7 protein-coding genes are annotated in these 19,632 nt (G+C 47.5%); 2 read left to right on the forward strand and 5 right to left on the reverse strand.

Translation table 11 applies throughout. From position 1 onward, the window contains the following. Positions 1-775 precede the first annotated feature (775 nt). Together V144x_RS19710 and V144x_RS19715 are read right to left on the reverse strand one after the other, a co-directional pair. The gene (locus V144x_RS19710) at positions 776-5,533 is read right to left on the reverse strand and encodes a glycosyl hydrolase family 8 (RefSeq protein ID WP_144987359.1); all 4,758 of its coding nucleotides are present in this window, start codon (positions 5,531-5,533) and stop codon (positions 776-778) included. A 673-nt stretch (positions 5,534-6,206) separates the two neighbouring features. After that, positions 6,207-7,634 carry a DUF1501 domain-containing protein gene (locus tag V144x_RS19715; protein WP_144987361.1) on the reverse strand — a complete coding sequence of 476 codons (1,428 nt, stop codon included), beginning with the start codon at positions 7,632-7,634 and terminating at the stop codon, positions 6,207-6,209. A gap of 306 nt (positions 7,635-7,940) precedes the next feature. On the opposite strand from V144x_RS19715, the gene V144x_RS19720 reads away from it, so the two are divergent. After that, a complete protein-coding gene (locus V144x_RS19720) occupies positions 7,941-10,451 on the forward strand; it encodes a DUF1549 and DUF1553 domain-containing protein (protein WP_144987364.1) in 2,511 nt (836 codons plus the stop codon). A 21-nt stretch (positions 10,452-10,472) separates the two neighbouring features. Beyond that, on the forward strand, positions 10,473-13,004 hold the full coding sequence (locus tag V144x_RS19725; RefSeq protein ID WP_197998535.1) for a PPC domain-containing protein: 2,532 nt from the start codon (positions 10,473-10,475) through the stop codon (positions 13,002-13,004). 77 nt (positions 13,005-13,081) lie between these two features. Here V144x_RS19725 and V144x_RS19730 read toward each other — a convergent pair whose 3' ends face one another. Genes V144x_RS19730 through V144x_RS19740 form a run of 3 tightly spaced genes read right to left on the reverse strand, consistent with a single transcriptional unit; the run spans position 13,082 to position 19,604 of the window. After that, positions 13,082-16,081: an FG-GAP-like repeat-containing protein gene (locus V144x_RS19730; protein WP_197998536.1), complete on the reverse strand. Its 3,000-nt coding sequence runs from the start codon at positions 16,079-16,081 to the stop codon at positions 13,082-13,084. A gap of 1 nt (position 16,082) precedes the next feature. Beyond that, on the reverse strand, positions 16,083-19,106 hold the full coding sequence (locus V144x_RS19735; protein ID WP_144987370.1) for an FG-GAP-like repeat-containing protein: 3,024 nt from the start codon (positions 19,104-19,106) through the stop codon (positions 16,083-16,085). Positions 19,107-19,118: 12 nt separating this feature from the next. Next, positions 19,119-19,604, reverse strand: a complete 486-nt coding sequence (locus tag V144x_RS19740) for a carboxypeptidase-like regulatory domain-containing protein (protein WP_144987372.1) — start codon at positions 19,602-19,604, stop codon at positions 19,119-19,121. Between the last annotated feature and the right edge of the window lie 28 nt (positions 19,605-19,632).

Genomic DNA, 19,632 nt, shown 5'->3' on the forward strand with positions numbered 1-19,632 from the left:
GAAACTCTTGATTTCTGCGTCGCGCGCGCGAGGCAGTGAAATTTCGCCGATGAAGTTCTGCCCCCCTACACTTCTCAGCACTATAAAAACCCTTGGAAAGAGACCAATTTTTGAAACGGCCAACAAAACCACTTCAGGATGTGCAGTATGGATGACTCCGTTTCGGATCATTTTCAACAAAAAATAACAAGTTTTAAGGTGTCGTTTTACCATATCCGAGACAAAACTGCGCAAATCTGTTTTCCGAGATCGTGATGAAATCAAGACAAATACCGAGTCAACCAAAATCCAATAATCTACAATCACAGACGCATCCCTAACAACGAGACAACACTTACATCATCCAGAATAATTAGCGCTGGAAAAGCATCGCAAGAAATATCTCAGACAAAAATAAACGCGCACAGCTCCCGCCTGAGACACACACTCAAAAAAGATGCGCCCTCGAATTTTACTGAAAAGCAGGAATCCACCCGAAGATGAACATCGTGAATTGCAAAAACGAAAGACAGATCACTCGTTCGAATAATTGGCGAGGGTTCTATAACGGCAAATTTTTCACCATTAATGATCCAGACCTTTTTCATTATCTCATACTTTTGACTCATCGGAGATTTGCTTGTCTGTTTCATACAGCATGGTGTATCATGACTCGTAATTTACGAGAAGATCAAACGGAGGTAGCTTTTCTACGAAGCAATCCGTAAGACAATTTTTTACACTTCTTTTTAACTCAATACATGAGTTCCATATTAAAATGAATTCAACCGACTCTTTAAGTCGGACTGCCGTTAATACTGAAGTCTGAGAGGAGCTCTTCAAGCCCTCCGGGAGTACCGATAAAGCCGAACGAAGTCGTACCGTTGGGTGGAATATCTCGATTCCATGATGCACCACGAATCACGTAAGTATTCCCGACGCGAGAAACGATTTCGGCATTCCAGATATCCGTGATTTCGCCATCGTAGGTGAACTCCAGTGTCCAACCATCCAATGACTCGCTGCTCTCGTTTTTAATTTCGATCGCCCCCTGGAACCCGCTGTTCCAGGCATTCACCACGTTAAAGTCCACTTGGGCTGTGGGAGCCGGTGCATCGTTGTCCTGGATCGTGCCGATACCGGTTGCTGATGTCAAGGTAGCACCCACAACTTGATTGAGTACAACCCGGAAATCTTCATTGGATTCAATCACAGTATCTCCTAAAATCGACACCGTGATCGTTTTCGTCATCTCTCCCGGTTGAAAGACCAACTGTCCGCTGGCAGCCTGATAGTCTTGACCAGCAATCGCGGCACCGTTCTGTGTGCCAAACTGCACAGTAACCAACTCTGTCGTCGGTTGATCCAGCGAAACAGTAAACACGGCTTGCGAAGTGCCACTATCACCTTCTGTGACAGTCACATTGTTAATGGACATCTCAGGTACAACCACAACAAAAAGCTCCACGGTGACATGTACCGTCGTGACTGTGATACCGCCTGACTCTGCGACCGTCGTATAAGTAAAACTGTCGTTTCCAGAGAAATCAGTATTCGGCGTGTAAGTGAGTGTGCCATCCTGGTTGTCAACGACCTGACCATTATCAGGCTGTGTGAACGATTGCAGTGTTACACTCTCACCCGACGATGATGACGCATCGATAAAGTTCCCCGACATGACCAGCATGGTCAGCATGGAAACGCTATCTGAGTAGTAATTGGAATGCGTGGTGGCCACACTGTCGAAGACGGCATTCATCCACGCCTGATCTGCCGCATCCGATCCGGTCATGGCAGAGACGCCGACCGCTGCACGGAAGAACGGATCGCTCCAGTTATTCAGGGGTGTTCCATCGAGGGCATAGCCGCCTAGAATCTGCGAGGGGTTACCACCTGAAGATTGCTGAAAGAATTCAGACAGCATCTGCGCTTGTGTCATGGAGACGGCATCGCCACTCAAAACAGCGTCCGTACCAAGTCGCCAGGGAACACGTCCCGCATTGTACCAGTAATGCTGATCATTGACTTCCAGGAACCCGGAAGGGGCGGGAGAAACAGAGCCGGTCACCGGATCAACAATCACAAAGTCGGGAACCAGTCCCGTTCCTGATTGCTGCTGCAATTTCGTCATTACATCCTGAGTGGCAGTGATGACTTCGTTCCAGGCTCCGGTCTGTGTGGCTGCTTCAAATGCGCGGAAGTGACCATACATGAAATCACTGGTGCGAGTGGTCCATTGACTGTGTTGGCTACCATTGGGATTGACCCAATCGCCTAACATCGGCAGATGGCTTTCCGGTCCGATGGTCGAATCATACATAGCGTTAATGATCGTGATCGCTTCCTGAAGGTAGTTGATCTCACCATCACTGCCCCATTGGGCATCGGCCACTAACAGGGCATAAGCGATATCGGCGTCCCCATCAAAGGCACTGCTATTTCCGTTAGGATCCGGTTGTGCCCAATCCATCAAATTTGGATTACCCACACTCGGATTGGCACGAGAATATCGGAAGAGACCATCGAAAATCGCCTGGGCATTGGGATCATAACCATCCAGGTGTGACAGGATCAACATACCATACCCTTGCGCTTCGGATGTGGTACGACCTGATGAATCCATGACAACCCGGTACCCGTTACCACCGGGATCAACGCGCAGCCAATCCGACTTCCATTGGTCATAATAGTTGCTGACCAGCGCATCGAGCTGCACTTGACTATATTGACTGGGAAACAGTGTGCCACTCACATATTGCTGCACATGGCTACCAAAGTCCGGGTCGCCTCCCGTAGACGTACCGATGGAAATCGTCACGGCTGTTTCGAACGGCGTCGTGACCATCACATCGTTCTCGGTCGAGGAAACATCGTCATTGGTAATCGTGTTGGTGGCAACTGAAAGGCTGTTGTCGAGAACGGCACCCACGGGGCTACTCAAAGTCACATAGAACTGTTCATCAGGTTCAACGTCTGTGTCGCCAAAGATGCGAACAGTGATCGTCTTCGAAGTCTCTCCGATGGCAAATGAAACCTGCCCACTGGCCGCTTCATAATCTTCACCGGCGGTGGCCGTTCCATTGGAGGTCTGGTAATTGACGGTCACTGACTCAGTCGCAGGCTCTGAAAGGGAGATCGTCAAAGTAGCCAGAACCGATCCACTGTCTCCTTCAGTGACAGTCGCTCCACTGATGCTGACGAAAGGCTTCACATCAGGAGGATCAACAACGACATCCAGAGGAACAGGATTTTGATAGTATTCCTGAACTTTGGTAATCCACCAGTAATCGTCCGTGGGCTCGCTGCCAATCGAATCGGTACTGATTCCCACACCGGCGCCAAAGAGAATCTGCCGCACACCCGCAGCGCGTGCTTCTTCAATATGAGAGCCCCAGGTGATGGTATTACCCGAAACGGTCAGCTTGTCATCGCCGAAATCATTTGATGAAAAATATTCCAGACGATCGCCGGTTGCCGTGAATGTATCCCCCAAGAAGAATGTGGGGGCAGAGTCTTCGTATTGGCGTGTCGTGTTGGTGAGTGGATCAAAGACTCCATTCGCATCGTAGGGATTCTGCGCAAGGCTGTCATTGATGTGGCCGACGGGAATCTGCCAGAGAACCATTTCTCGATCCGTCGTTTCTGTGAGGGTCTGGACAATCAATAAATAATTATGCCAGTGATCGTTGTTCCAAAACCAGGTGCTGGCTTCCGGGTTACTGGCGGCACCGTTCTCTGCCCCCGCATCTAATCCGTATTTATCGAGAGAGATAAAGTCCGCACCGTAGCTGAGTACCCCTGCTTCCATGTAATACTGCGCAATCAGTTCCGCTTCGCGGGCAATCGCTGCACGTCCCGCATTGATACCCAGCGTATCAGTCAGATGTACGATTCCGGTTATGGGAATCGGTGTTTCAATGCCAGGAGAAGCCCAAAGGTTGAACTGCCAGCCGAACTCCACATTCGGGGCGTAACTGCTAATCGTGTAATTGATTGCCTGAATGAGTCCTGCTGCCGAGTTGTCGAACTGTGGATCGACACCCGCTTGTAACACACCGCTGCTATAAGCCGCGCTCGTCATCGCTGTGATCGCACTGGCCGGCGCATCCGCGTTCTGCATCAGATAACCAATGAAGTCCGGTTCCAGAATCATCTGCACCAGTTCGTCACCAGCTTCGGTGCGGATGGTATCCAGCACGAATTTCAGGTCACGGAAATAGTTTTCCATGTACGACTGACTGTTGATATGCTCAAGGTTCGTCGTATAGCTTTCGCCGGCATCAGGAATGTTGTAATAAACGAATTGCGGAATCATTCCCAGTTTGAGGCTTTCACGAAGATAACTATGCACGCGGTCTGGATCCCAACTTCGCCAGCCACTGATCGGACCGCCGTTGAGATAGATGTAGCGCGAGTCAACATATTTGTTGGTCGACGGATCACTGCTATCAAAATCCTGCCAGAACGCCAGATCGCCTGTGGTATCTTCGCTCACTGATCCAATCGTGACATAGTCGGGTAACCCGGGCAATTCACCATTTTCTGTGCGTACACGAACTCCAATATAGCGATCTTCACCAGATTCAACATCGGTAATCCGCACTGATGCCCGTCCCGCTTCAAGACCGGTAATCCGTAACGTATTGCCGTTAACAATTTCAGCCTGGACCACTCGTGAGTTGCTGGTTGCAATGCTGAATTGTGCAGATTCGCTAGAAGAAGTCAGCGTGTATTCAACAGTCGCCTGATCAATGGTGACCTGCAGCGCCTGCTCGGTGGCATCCACTCCCTCAATGCCGATCGGACTGGCACCACCAGCGATATAGACCACTTCATCGCTCAGAGTTGCGCCAATCTCATTGCTGACCTCGACCTGATACCGAAAAACTCCGTAGTCTCTGTTTGTGATAAGCAGGCTATCTGTTTGCGGAGTCGAACTTCCCGACAAGGAGGCTTCGTAAATCAGTTCGCCATTCTCGTATAATTTCCAATGATCGGCAGGATCTCCTGCCCAGAGATTCAGAGTGACACGGAAGCCGTCGGATTCTGAAAGAACACTCACACTCGGCTTGTTCGGTGCGCCCTCTACAGGATCTGGGTCCGGGTCAGGATCTCCCGGGTTCCCATTACCTTGAAAAGCAAATCCGGTTGGCTCGCTGTGATTGCCAACCGCAACAAAGCCGATCGCCAGCGACTCGCCTGCATCGAGTGTGTTATCCCAATTCGGAGGTGTTATTCGATAGCGGCCGCCTCCGAGATTCTCAACCTCGGCGTTCCAGAGTGACTGAATTTCGCCGCTATAATCAAATTCGAGTTGCCAGTCTGTGAAGTCAATCGCTTCATCGTTAGTCAGAGTTAAGCTGGCAGTTCGTCCGGAACCCCAGTCGTTTTCGATTTGAAATTGGACATCAGGCGCGTCAGCCAGAGGATGAGCCGCGAGCATCGTTCGCACTTCGAGCGACTCGATTTGTCGTGACTTTTGAGAGCGAGACCGTCGCGGAGTAGTGTGTTGTTTAGCGAACCATTGCAGAAGATTAACGTAAATTCGTTTCATCTCATCAACTCTGCAAACGCAGAGCCCTTTCAGTCTGTGCCAAGGCAGTGATTCCCCATAACGCTGAGATTCAGCGTGTGGAGAGTATAGAGTTGGCACGAAATCAGGATCCAGATGATGCTGAAACGCGTTTGGCTCACTGTAACACTGCTATTACCGGGTGCGAGCAGAAAGCCGCAAGATAGACAGGCGGCCGATTACTACTAACGTGCCCAGAATTAACTTGGCGCGGAAGCTGTTTCGGCCCAGGTCAAACAGCAATGTCCATGGTTTCTGATATGAGTTGAGTCTGGAACCGTTCCAGACTCAGAACTTTCTCATTTTAACAACGCAGCTGTACCCTGTGTCTAGATGTGATTTTTTACACATCTTATTTTTTTGGACTGCCAAGCAGGCACCGGATAACAGATGGTAAGAGAGCAATGAATGCGTTCTTCAGGAAAACAACGAATGAGTAGCAGAATTGACTGATTGTTTCGTTCAGTGTGTGGATCAAGAAAACGACTCTCATCTGATTCGGTCACACACTTGAAACAGCTTTTTTAAGAATCGTGAATCAATGTCAGATGCGCACAAATTGCCACAAAAGATCGTGCTTTACTCCGAAAGCGAGCCCGTTTGAACCAAAACTGGGCACAGGGTATAGGTCAGAAAGAAGTCTCTAACCAGTTATTCAGGCGGATGTTGGCAGGAGTTCACGAATCGGTTTGCCGAAGGGCAAGATCGCCACAGGCCGCCCCTGGAGGTCATGTAAAACATGTTCATGATCAACTCCCAGGTGACGATACACGGTGGCCCAAAGGTCATTGGGGGTCATTCGACGTTCAACAGGATATTCACCTCTGGGATTGGTTGCGCCAATAACCTGACCGGTTCGCATTCCACCACCGGAAACAAGGACAGACATGGCCTTTGGCCAGTGATCTCGACCAGGTTGCATCACACCCGTTTGTGTTCCACGTTGTACATTGATTTTTGGAGTTCGTCCGAATTCGCCAGTGACTACGAGTAATACCTTTCGGTCCAGTCCGCGTTGATATAAATCTTCAATGAGTGCTGAAACAGCCTGGTCATAAGGTGGTAAACGCCAGTCACAGTCTTTAAACAGATGGGCATTGACGGCGTGAGAATCCCAGTTATATGCCGCTGTTTTGGGAGTTCCTTTGCCAGGATAGGGATGCTCCCAAACCATTGTGACAAACCTCACACCAGATTCGACGAGTCGTCGTCCCAAAATAGCCCGCTGGCCATAAGCATTCCAACCATAGCGATCGCGTATTTCTTTTGGTTCCTTGGAGAGATCAAATGCGTTACGCACTTTTTCACTCGTCAGCATATCGACAGCCTGGCGATTGAAGCTGTCCATTGCTTTCATCGAACCGCTTTTGTCGACATCTCGCCGAAAGTTATCAATCCCATTCAACATGGCAATCCGATCGTCCAGGCGGGCTTCCATCGAAGATTTGACTCCGATGTTTTGCACTTTGAAATCAGGAGCACTGGGATCTCCTGCCACTATAAATGGAGTCATTGAAGCACCGAGATAAGCGGGCCCCATGGCAAAGGTATCAATTGAGGCGCGAGAGGAATCGACTTCACTTACACAAACCGGCATTTCATTGCCATTTTTTTGTAACATCTTTTTCACAATGCTACTGACTGCAGGTGCATCATTGACAGTTCCCACTGGTGTCGCGGGAACCCGACCTGTCATTAATCGTTTATGGCCGCCTCCATGATCGGCAAACTCATGATGAATTGAACGAATCAAATTAAATTTATCGGCTACTTTGGCATGCTGTGGTAGCATTTCACAAACGTCGATACCAGGTACATTTGTGTGGATCGGGCCTAGTTCACCCCGATATTCAGCCGGCGCGCCCGGCTTCATGTCATAGGTTTCCATATGCGGAGGACCGCCGGGAAGCCAGACGAATATCACTGAAGTATCATTAAGAGAAACGCCGGCAGCCTTTGCGATTGCCTGTTGACGAAGAATATCAACCATCCCTAAGCCTAAGAGGCTTGATCCCCCTACTTCAAGGAACGTTCGCCGTTTCATAGGTCCCGCACAGCGGCGATTATTGGAAGTAACACTCATTCTAATCATCCCAATCGACAAAAAAACTCGTGTGGCTTTTCGTACAAGAATACATCAACGTATTGTAATGTATTCTCCATCGATTAGAATAGAAACACAAGTTCAATTTAATTAAACAATCTCCCAAGATTAATTTTTGATATTCACAGCAAAACAATCTATTTTTCAAAGATCCTACAGCTTCGCAGCAAATTCAAAATATTTGTTTCGAGTTTTTCTATCCTAGCCAAACACGATACATACGGTCACACTCTTAAAAAAGAATCCGTGACTCCTTAATTATCCTGCCAAAATGTGAATAAATCCATGAATTCAAAATTCGCAATCCGATTGCTTATCCCCTGTCTGGGGGCTCTATTGATTCTGAACCCTCAGCTGACCTATGCCGATCAGCTCTCAGGCTTTCTCCCAAACCAGGCGAAAACGATTGTTTTCAACGATCCGGACGCGCGGCAGCAATTATTGATCACTCTGAAAGAAAAATCAGGGGGCATTCGCGATGTGACTCGTGAAGTGCGCTATCATGTTGAGCCAGAGGGAGTTGTTCGTGTTAGTAAAACAGGCTACGTGACACCAATTGCGAATGGGCAGGCAACCATCACCGCACAGCTCAATTCAATCACTCCCCTTGTCTTTCCTGTCCAAGTTTCTTCATTTGAAAAACAACGGGCCGTCAGTTTTTACAATGATGTCATTCCTCAACTAACTCGTGCCGGCTGCAATAGTGGTGCCTGCCATGGCACACCAGCAGGAAAAAATAACTTCCGTCTCTCATTACTTGGTTATGAACCGCGTAATGATTTTGAATTCATCACAAAAGAATCACAAGGACGACGCGTTTCTCCAGCAGCACCCGAAACAAGTTTACTGCTCCGTAAAGCCACGGGAGGTATTCCGCATAATGGTGGAAAACGATTTGAAAAAAATGGAGCAGAATACAATCTGATTAAACGTTGGATTCAAGAAGGGATGAAATACGATCCTGAGAACGATCCGATTGTGGAACGAATCGAACTTTTCCCTAAAGATCGCGTACTCCCCAGACAATCGACACAGCAGCTTATTGTGATGGCATACTTTTCTGATGGGACATCGCGTGATATTACCCGCAAAGCAGAATTCAAGCCCAATCAACCCATGATGGCAGAGGTCGATGAGCATGGCGTTGTCCGTGTCAAGGAATTCACGGGAACCACGTCAGTCATGATTCGTTTTCAAGAACATGTTGCCGTATTTATGGCAACCATTCCGTTAGGTAAACCCACTCCCAATCTGCCTAAACCAAGTAATTTTATAGATGAACACATTTTTGCAAAACTAAAGGTCTTGGGGCTGCCACCATCTGGAGAATGTGATGATGCTACCTTCCTGCGACGCACAACATTAGACATCACCGGCAGGCTTCCCACTTTAGAGCAAGCACAAGAATTTTTGTCAGATAAACGACCTGACAAACGTACTCGAAAAATTGACGACTTGTTAGATAGCACAGGGTACGCAGATTTATTTGCCGCGAAATGGGCGGGAATCTTACGTAACAAAGCGGGAGGAAATCTGGAACAGGTTGCACGAGAAACATTCGGGTTTCATGCCTGGATTCGAAGCAGTATCTCCAGCAACAAACCCTTCGATCAATTTGTGACTGAGTTAATCACGGCCCGTGGTAAACCTGGTACCAATCCAGCCGTTTCCTGGTACAGAGCGGTTAAAGATCCCAAAGACCAGATGTCAGATATTGCCCAGGTTTTTCTAGGCGTGCGTATTCAATGTGCACAGTGTCACCACCATCCCTATGAAAAGTGGAGTCAGGATGATTTCTATGGCTTTCAGGCATTCTTTAATACGATTGGACGCAAAGAGGTTTATAAGCTGCCTGAAGATGACATCATCTACCATAAACGTATTGTGGCTGTTGCCAAAAATCCCAACACTGATCGCGAACTCAAACCCACGCCTCTCGACGAAGTCGCGTTGGAAATCCCTGCGCAAAGAGATCCAAGGATTGACTTATCAAATTGGATCTCTTCGCCAAAGAATCCCTTCTTCGCCAAGATGCTCGTGAATCGTTACTGGAAACATTTCTTTGGACGAGGACTTGTTGAACCGGAAGACGATATTCGGGTGACAAACCCGGCAACTCATCCAGCATTACTTAATGCTTTAGCAGATTCGTTTGTCAAATCAAATTATGATTTAAAAGAAGTCTGCCGTACTATCTGTAATAGTCGCACCTACCAACTCAGTTCATTCCCCAACGAACACAACAAAGATGACGAACAAAACTATGCACGATATTACCCCCGCCGACTCACTGCCGAGGTAATGCTTGATGCAATGAATGATACAGCCGGCGCGAAGAATAATTTCAATCATCAACCAGTGGGAGTCCGTGCCGTCGCACTACCCGATGATTCAGCCAACCTGGAATCATTCTTTCTGCGCGTGTTCGGCCGACCGCAAATGGATACCGCTTGTGAATGCGAGCGAACAGCGAATGCTGATTTATCCCAAAGCCTGCATCTCATCAATTCCTATGCGATGCAGAAACTTCTTTCCGCTCCAGATGGAAGAGCAGCCCAGCTGGCGCGTGATAAAATGAAAGATGATCAAACCCATATTAACGAATTATATTTGCATGCCCTGTCTCGGTTACCAACACAAAACGAACTCGATACAGCATTGAAACATTTGAAGAAAAAACGAAAACAATCGAAAGCTGACCCGAAGAAGTTGTCGATGGGACAAGCTGAAAAAGATGCCTATGAAGACATTATCTGGGTTATGATTAATACAAAAGAATTTTTATTCAACCATTAAAATGTAATGAATGAATTCAAAATGAACGCAATAAAACTGACACAACTTAATTTCCTTACGATGTTGGTTGCCCTGTTCTATCAACAGGTAGTATTAGCACAATTACCAACTGCTGATTTGGCACGGGTCGAACCATTTGCAGCCTCTGCAGGAAAAAGCGTTGAAGTGACTATCAGCGGAACGAACCTGGATGATACCACCGAACTGCGTTTTACTCACCCCGGCATCACGGCGAAACCCGTCTTATTGCCTGCAGACGATTTTTTTCCGAAAGCACGTATCCAAGGTTCAAAATTCACTGTCACAGTGGCACAGAATGTTCCCCCTGGAATCTATGAAGCACGCGCTGTCTCTTATTTTGGACTCTCTACAGCCAGGCCCTTTGTTGTCGCTGCCGCTGATAGTCGCGAAGTGAGTGAGTCCGGAAACCACGCAACCAGAGAGACAGCGATGCCTGTTGATGTGAATTCTGTGATAACGGGCAGTGTCGCTTCACGGGGCATTGATTGGTACAAATTCAAGGCAACCGCCGGTCAACGAATATTAGTCGAAATTCTTGCTGAGCGAATTGATTCGAAGATGGATGGCCAGATCATTGTTTATGATTCAAAAGGTCGTGAAGTAAATCGCAACCGTGACTGGTACGGTCGCGATCCTTTTATCGAAATCAACTCGAAACAGGATAACGAATTTTATGTGGCTATTTCTGATATTCTTTACCGAGGGGGAGGAAACCATTTTTATCGATTGAGCATCTCTGACAAACCTCACATCGACTTTGTTTTTCCTCCCGCAGGTGAACCGGGTTCAAAAAATATTTACACGGTATATGGTCGGAATTTACCAGGTGGTAGTTTGGGAAAATCCGTTACGCTCAACGGACAACAACTGGAATCGCTCGAAGTCGAAATTCGAATGCCCGATGTGCCTACGCCCCCTGCCAGTTTCCAACCCGGGACTCCCAGGCAGGGTCTACTACGTGCGTCAGAGTTTCAACTCGAGAATTCCAATTCCGTTAAAATCGGTTTCGCTACCGGGCCTGTAGTGATTGAATCATCTCACTTAAATCAACAGCAGGTTACCCTGCCAGTAGAAATCGCCGGACGTTTTGATGAACCGAACGATGAAGATGTTTTTCGATTTCGCACTGAAAAAGGAAAGACTTATTGCATCGAGGTCATTTCCGACCGCATGCAATCTCAAGTCGATCCCGCTCTGGAAGTCCACCAGATCATGCGATCAAAAGAGGGAGTGGAAACTCTCAAAAAGGTAGCCGAGAATGATGACCTTCCCTCTTTTTTCAGCGTTCATAATAAAGATGCAATCAACCTCAACTCGAATGATGCCTCTGTTTCTTTCGTCGCAGAACACGATGGTGATTATGCGGTAACAGTGCTCAATCAGTTTGGCGGAGGTAGTCCAGCCGATATTTACCGTCTGGCAATTCGAGAACCCAAACCAGATTTTCAATTGATTGCTACAACAGAACGCACCCTGCCTACCGGACGAACGGGCTATTCAGTGACTCCGCTTTTAAGAAAGGGAGCCAAATGGGGCGTCCGTATTGTCGCGCCACGCCAGGATGATTTTACTGGGGACATCGTAATTACCGCCGAGAATTTACCACAGGGAGTCACCGCGCAGCCTTTGACGCTCAGTGGAAAAACGGATCGTGGAATCCTTATCATTTCTGCTGATCCATCTGCGAAAACCTGGGCAGGTGAAATTAAAATCATTGGAAAGGCACAAATTAATCAACAACAAATTGTCCGTGAAGCAAAATTTGCCTCTTTGATCTGGGGGCATGTCTTTTCCGATGCCATTCGAGTGCGTTCCAGGCTTACGACACGTATTCCCCTTTCCGTGAATGAACACGAAAAAGCACCTGTGATTCTGGCGCCTGTGGAAAACAAAGAATGGACTGTCGAACTCAATCAAAAACTCGAAATCCCGATCAAAATTATCAACAATGGCAAACGGACGGGAAACCTGACAATAGAACCGCATGGTCTATTCGGGATGTTACGCAGTCCTCCTACAGTCAATATCGCGGAGAACAAAACTGAGGGAAAACTGGTGATTGACTTTAAACCAAATGGCAATTTCAAAGCGCAAGCCGGGCGTTACCAATTTTCACTATTGGGAGTCGGCGTGACTCAATACCAGCATAATCTACAAGCAAGTAAAAAGGCTGCTGCTGAATTGAAACGCATAGAAAACCTGGTCGTACAAGTTAAGTCCGATGTAGATCGCACGAAAGCAGTTGTTGAAAAAACAAAGACTATTCTAAATCAAGCCAAACAAAATGCAGCCCAATCCGGTTCAGAATCTGAACGACAAGCAAAATTGAAAAAGGCGCAGGCGGATTACGACACAGCACTCAAAGCGTCTAAGACGGCAGCAGCCAAACTGGTTCAGGCCGAAAAAGTGAAAACGCAATTAGCCGCAAAAGCAAAATCAACGGAATCAAAAGCATCAGCAAAAAGTAATAAATTTGCAGTCTGGTCAGATTTGATCACTGTCAATGTCAAGAAACCAGCAGACAAAAAGTAGAGCAAAGCCAAACCAAGAAGTCAGATACAGTAAATCGACCTGAATAACAGATCCTTGGGTCGTGTTATTGAAGTTTTTTAATCTAAAGCAATCGACGGAATTGACTGGTCTGAGACACTTGAAAAGAGTTTTCCTCCTTCTGCAAGCCAGAGCTCTTGGGAAACCGAGACCTTTTTAAATTTCTGTACTTTGCCTGAAGGCCAGCGGACAATCAATTCGTCAATTTGTCTGGCATTGCCCAGACCGACAATGAGACGACGCTCATTACTGGCTTGGTAGCCATCCCCAGCGGTAAGCTGACGTGTAATGGTTTTATTATCAATTCGAACTTGAATCGTTGTTCCAATGGCATCTCGATTCGATTCCACTCCGAATAATCGAAGTGAAAGATAATTACCTGCAGGAAGACTCGTATTTGTCAAAAGTGCGGAGCCACCTTCAAGATGACCGACTATAAGATCGTTGCGACCATCCCGATTCCAATCTATTCTAGCAACAGATCGTCCCAATCTTTTTTCCTGAAAATAAGAACCCAAAGCGGTACCATCGACTTTTGAAAATCGCTGTCCATTCCATTGAAAGAGTTGTGGTAGCATTTTGTAGGGTCGCCCCTGTTGGCGCAAGTCATCAACGTGACCATTTGACACGAATAATTCGAGACGTCCGTCAAGATCCAGATCCAGAAACTGTGTTCCAAACCCGAGAACATTCAATGTGGGAGAATGAAGGTCCATCATGCGCGTACGATCTTCATAATACCCTATTGATGAATTTACATAGAACGTATTTGATTCACTAAGGAAGTTCGTTATGTGAACGTCCAATTGCCCATCATCGTTGAGATCACCGAGGCTAATTCCCATACACCCCTCGGCCTTTCCATCCTCATTGAGAGCAAGACCGGCCGCAATTCCCCGCTCTTGCAAACGGGGCTGATGATCACTACCGGATTCATTCACGAAAAAAAAGTTTGGTACAGTATCATTGGCAACAAGGAGACTTAATTGTCCCGATCCGTACTCGTCCCACACAGCTACGCCAAGTCCTTTTCCACTCGGTTCAACGGAGAGAAAGCCCTTTGTCATATCAGTAAAGTGACCGTTTCCATCATTAAGCCATAAGCGATCAATCTCTCCCTGAAAGTGAAAGGGTAAGCACGCGCGTGATGAACCGTCAGGGTGTTGACAAATACGTTCAAAAACATCGTCCGCGGTTAAATAGTTAACTGCATAGATGTCTGTCAATCCGTCTGCGTTCAGATCAGCCAGCACGCAACTCGTAGTCCATTGACTGCCGCCCACTCCCGCTTCTACAGTGACGTCAGTAAACGTGCCATCGCCATTGTTCGTCCACAGACAATTGGCTCCAATGTTTGCGACGTAGAGGTCTGGAAATCCATCCGAATTAACGTCTCCAACGGAAACTCCCTGTCCAAAGCCACTTTCTTGAATGCCCACATCGGTAGTTACATCTTCAAACCTTATTGCTTCACAATTTCTAAAAAGACGATCGGAATCACGATTGGCATGCTCGTCGGGTGGCCAGGGTCTCCCTTGTGTGAAGTAGATATCGGGGTAACCATCCATATCAAAGTCGAGGACACCGATACCTCCGCCCGTAAACTCGAACATTCTCCGCGAAGGACGTCCCTCGGTTCCATTAAAATACTGAAAGTGCAGACTACTTGCTTTTGCATCGTCTCGAAAAGACATCGTCGATGGCTTGTTTAAACGAACTTTGTCTGATGATGGAGGGATCACTCGAAAACGAGGAAGAGAATACATCGAGTAGTCTACAGACTGTGCAACATTCGCAGTGTTGACAGTCAAGCTCAATGGAATCCCCTCGATTTTTGCTCGCAGTTCTTCCAGATAACGTTGCGCATTTTGATGCTCTGGATCAATACGAACTCCCAGTTGACACCAGGCAAATGCTTCCCAGATGCGTCCAGTCAATTCGTAACTTTTTGCCAATTCCAATGCCGGTTCGATGCTTGCATTATCGCTCGTTGAAAAAAATCGATCCTGAACGACATTCAGTTCTTGTAGACAGACGGTGTGTTTTGCAAATTTTTTAGCAGTTTGTGTCTCTCCAATTTCGTCAAGAAGATTGGCAAGACGAAAATTGGGGAGTTTTAATTCCGGAGCACGGAGGGCCGCTTCCCAATAACAACGAATCGCCGCTTCTTTCAAACCCTCTTTTTCAGCGATTTGCGCTCGAACAAGCCAGGTCTCCGCATCTTCATCAGCCGCCGGTGGAATTTGTTTTTCCCAGACAATCAGTTCGTTATACCGTTCTGCAATCAGCAATTGACGCCCCAGCGCGACATGGGCGGCTATGAGATCAGGTTGTCGTTCTATTGCAGCTCGTAATAATTGGATGGCACGTTCGGTTTGTTCTTTCTCTGCGGCATGCCAGGCAAGACCCAGCAAGGGATTTGCATCTTCAGGAACTGCTGCGCGTGCCCGTTCGAGCGCTTCCAGGTCATTAATGACTCCCGATTCTCGAGCAAGAAGTAATAACAAATCTGTTTCTACACCTCGGCGAATCAGATATAAAACGTGGGGAATTGCCTCACGTCGACGTCCGCATAACCCAAGAAGTCTCGCAAGATTGGAGTTAGCTTGAATATTTTCTGAATCGAGAGCAAGAACCATGCGGTAAGATCGTTCTGCATCAGAAAAACGAGAAAGCTGATAATGCTGTAATTCAGACGTGAATAACGCTGAACGAACCAGAATCTCTGTGTTCGATGTTTGTAATTGCTTCAGATAATCCAGGGCATCTTGGAACTTGCCCTGTGATACGGCACACTCAGCCGCAAGGAATGCTGCCTCATCTAAACTCGGATTGATTTTTAAAACTTCAGCGGCATTTCTCTCTGCCTGTTGTTCTCGTCCCATAGCATGATCACGTTGAGCCTGATACATCAATCGTTCTGCTCGCGCGGCTGATCTCCCAAATTGGTACAATGCTCCCCATCCCCCTGCAACAAAGACCAGCAAAGCAACGCCCAATACAGCAATCCACCGCTTCGCTCGGGATTGTGGAGCTGAATCGTTGTCGCTGACGGACATTTTAGTACTCCAATAACGCATTAGATTTTAACGCATTGTTCTGGTATTCTAATATCACTTCTGCTCCGGGAATTTCGAGATCCGAGTTACGCCAGAGTGTAAAATTTGCTCCTTCCTCTACGACTTTAAGAGTGACATTGACTGGTAGGTTTTTCATTGTAGATCTCCCTCCCGATGGCCAGTGGATTTGCAATTCTTGCACAGACTCAGACTTTCCCAGTCCGAATTGAAGCATCCGCTGGTTACTCGCCAAATAGCCATCTCCGGCGACTAATTGCTTCTTCCATCGTCGATTCTCTACGACTACCTCAACGCTGGAACCAATGGCATCGCGGGCCGATTTTGTCGCAATCAGCTGTATATTGATGAAATTACCACTTCCAACAGTTCGGTTGGTCATGAGTGAAGCTGGTTCCCCGATTTGGGAAACTACAAAATCCATCAATCCATCTCGATTCCAGTCAAGTCGTGCCAAACCGCGTCCCAATATCTTTTTTTCGAACCATGGTCCAATATCATCTGCAAAAAGTTCGGTAAATTGTCCTCTGCCCCTGTTTTTGAAAAACTGTGACCGCATTTGATATTCTCCTCCCCTATCGCGATAGTCATCAACATGACCATTCACCACAACAAGGTCTGCTGCACCGTCGAGATCTGCATCCAGAAACTGCGTTCCCCAACCGACAAACGGCCAACTCGGACCGGCAAGGCCTGCTTTCTTGGTTGCATCGAAAAAAAGCCCCTCGGTGTCCTGTAAGTAGAGTGTGTTCGATTCATCTTTGAAGTTCGTAACAAAGAAATCGATCCGCCCGTCACCGTCCACGTCATCCGCAGCGATCCCCATACAGGCCATTGCGAGTCCATCTTCGTTGTGAGAGATTCCGTCGATAAATCCTCGATTTTCCATACGGATTCCCGAGGCGTCGTCTGTACCTGAAGCCTGGAGCAGAAAATTGGGAGTTTGATCGTTGGCCACAAAGAGGCTTGGCCGTTCGCGGTCATGCAGGTTTGACGCCACAACCCCCAGACCTTTTGCACCGGATACAGGAGTCATATCCGGGATGAACTTAAACGTTCCATCTCCCTGATTCAGATGCAGTCGATCGGGAGTTCCAACAAATACAGAGGGTGAACAGGCTAATCCCTCACAAATAGCCGTATAGACATTCTGTCCCATGAGGTAGTTAACATCAAACAGATCCGGAAGTCCATCGGCGTTCAAGTCGACAACAACACAACTCGCCGTCCACTCCTCTCCCGTTAGACCACACTTATCTGTAACATCCTCGAAAGTACCGTCTCCATTGTTATGGTAAAGTCGATTGTGACCAATGTTGGCGATATAGAGATCGGGAAATCCGTCGTTATTGAAGTCGGCTACAGTCGGCCCCTGGCCGTAGCCCTGATTCTCAAGCCCTGATTTAACCGTAATCTCTTCAAATGAGTCTCCCATGTTTCGGAACAAACGGTCGGTGTAAAATCTGGATGGGGAAGGCTCCCTTTTACCAGATTTCCATTCTGCCCCTTGGGTAAAATATAAGTCGGGCCATTCGTCTCCGTCGAAGTCTACAACGGCAACCCCTCCCCCATTTGACTCAAAGACACGTACGCCCCTGGTCGATGGATCGGGGCCATTGAAGTAGGTGAAATCGATACCGTTTCTTGATAATGAAAACTGGATCAAAGCATCGACAGGAGCTTCGGTATCGCCAGCCGAGAGGTGGAGATTGATTTGCGGTAGTTGAAACTCTGGATAAGATGATAGATCAATAATTTTTGCCAGATTTTGTGTGTCTTGAACCAGCGGCAGGTCTCGATTCAACAGAGGCGCACATCGTGTTAAATTTTCTTGCGGCCAATCGGCGGTGGAAAACAGGTCTCGTGCCACGACTCCCCAGGCACATACTTCCCAAATCCGCCCCATTTTCTCCAATAATTCCAGGGTTCGTCGAAATGGTGCTTCGTTGAGTCCATTACTCCGTAATACATCATCAACCTGTTGAGTCAGTTCAACCATCTCTATCGCACGCTCGCGAAAAACTGCAGTCGAATTGTCGTCAAGTGATGCTAATACCTGACTGAGTTGAACTGTGGCGCGCCGATGTCTTGGATCGCGGCGAATACATTGCCAGAAGCAATGCGCGGCCATTTGACGTTTATCATGACGGCGCGCCCAAAGACCTCGAACGTACCAGATATCGGGATGTGCCTCTGCCACTTCAGGTAGTCCCTGGTGCCATTGAGCAAATTGTTCCTCTTTTTGATCGAGCAACAATTCACCCAACATCGCCTGTGCGGATATCAGCTCGGGCGCTTCCTCAACAATCTGACTCAGACTTTCCTTTGCCTTTTCAGGGTCACCGTCCCAAAACCGGTGCGCAGCCAGTCCGAATCGCACGTAGGAATCTTTTTTTGATTTCAGCAAGCAAGACTCAAGGAACGGCTTATGTTCAACATGTCGGTCAAGATCGGCGAAAATTGCCAACTCGTTTATCGTGGCCGATCCACTTCGGACTAAAAAGAAAAAATGGGGCAACGCTTCCCAGCGCGCTCCCGTGGTACTTAACAAAAATGCGAGACGCTCATGCGTGGCAACATTGTCTGGATTTGTTTGCAGCACCTGTTGATAGGACTGAATTGCATTCGTCAATTGTCCAAGTTCACGGTAGACTTCGGCAGCGGAGAATCTGGCGAGCTTGGTGTGTTTATTCTCTCCTTCAGAATCAATCACCAATTGAAAGTATTTCAGTGCGTCACTAAATCGCTGACTACGCATGGCTGCTTCCCCAGCCAGAAGTAGCGATTCTGATCGTTCGGGAGCACTAACAGATACCTCTGTGGCCAACAAAATGGCACGTTCAAAGTCTTTTTCAGAAAGAGCGGTTCTGGCCTTTTGCAATAACACAACAGAATCAGCAGAGTTCGGCTCACAGCCAGAGGCCAGACAGAGGAATATGATTAATAAAACCAGATGCCTTAAAACAGGCAACTTGAGATTAGTTTTCTCGTATTCTCCAGACTGCAATCGATATCCCCCTTACTTAATTTCAAGATCGAACTTGTTGTCTCCACCGGCCTCAACCATTACCGACAGCGGTGTCGTATCCACTTTCGCATATTTTGCCGGAATTGCATTCTTAGTCTTCTGCGTTGCCCGCGCATCATGGCCGCTGTTTGAATCATAATTCTTTGTCGGATCGGCACCATGTGCAGCATCGACTCCACTGGATTCGGTTGCATCTCCTAAATATTTGGTAACAAGCACAGAATATCTACCAGCAGCCGCACCGTCACCGGGCGAATAGGTCATCAATTCATACACACCAGTGCCATTTGTTCGTCCATAGGCAACAGGTTGTTTTTCTGTTGAGATAAAAGTGACACTCGCACCAGCTACGGGAGCCCCCGATAAACTGACTGTTCCGGACACTTTATAGACAGGCTTTCTGTCCTCTCCAGTCCTACCGGTACACCCACACAAAATGATGAGAAAAAATGTAATAAGTAAAGCCCGTACGCTCATTGCAGGAATTCCTTAGAAGTTGTTACCT

Origin of the sequence: Gimesia aquarii (assembly GCF_007748195.1) — a bacterium.
GTDB classification, from domain to species: domain Bacteria; phylum Planctomycetota; class Planctomycetia; order Planctomycetales; family Planctomycetaceae; genus Gimesia; species Gimesia aquarii.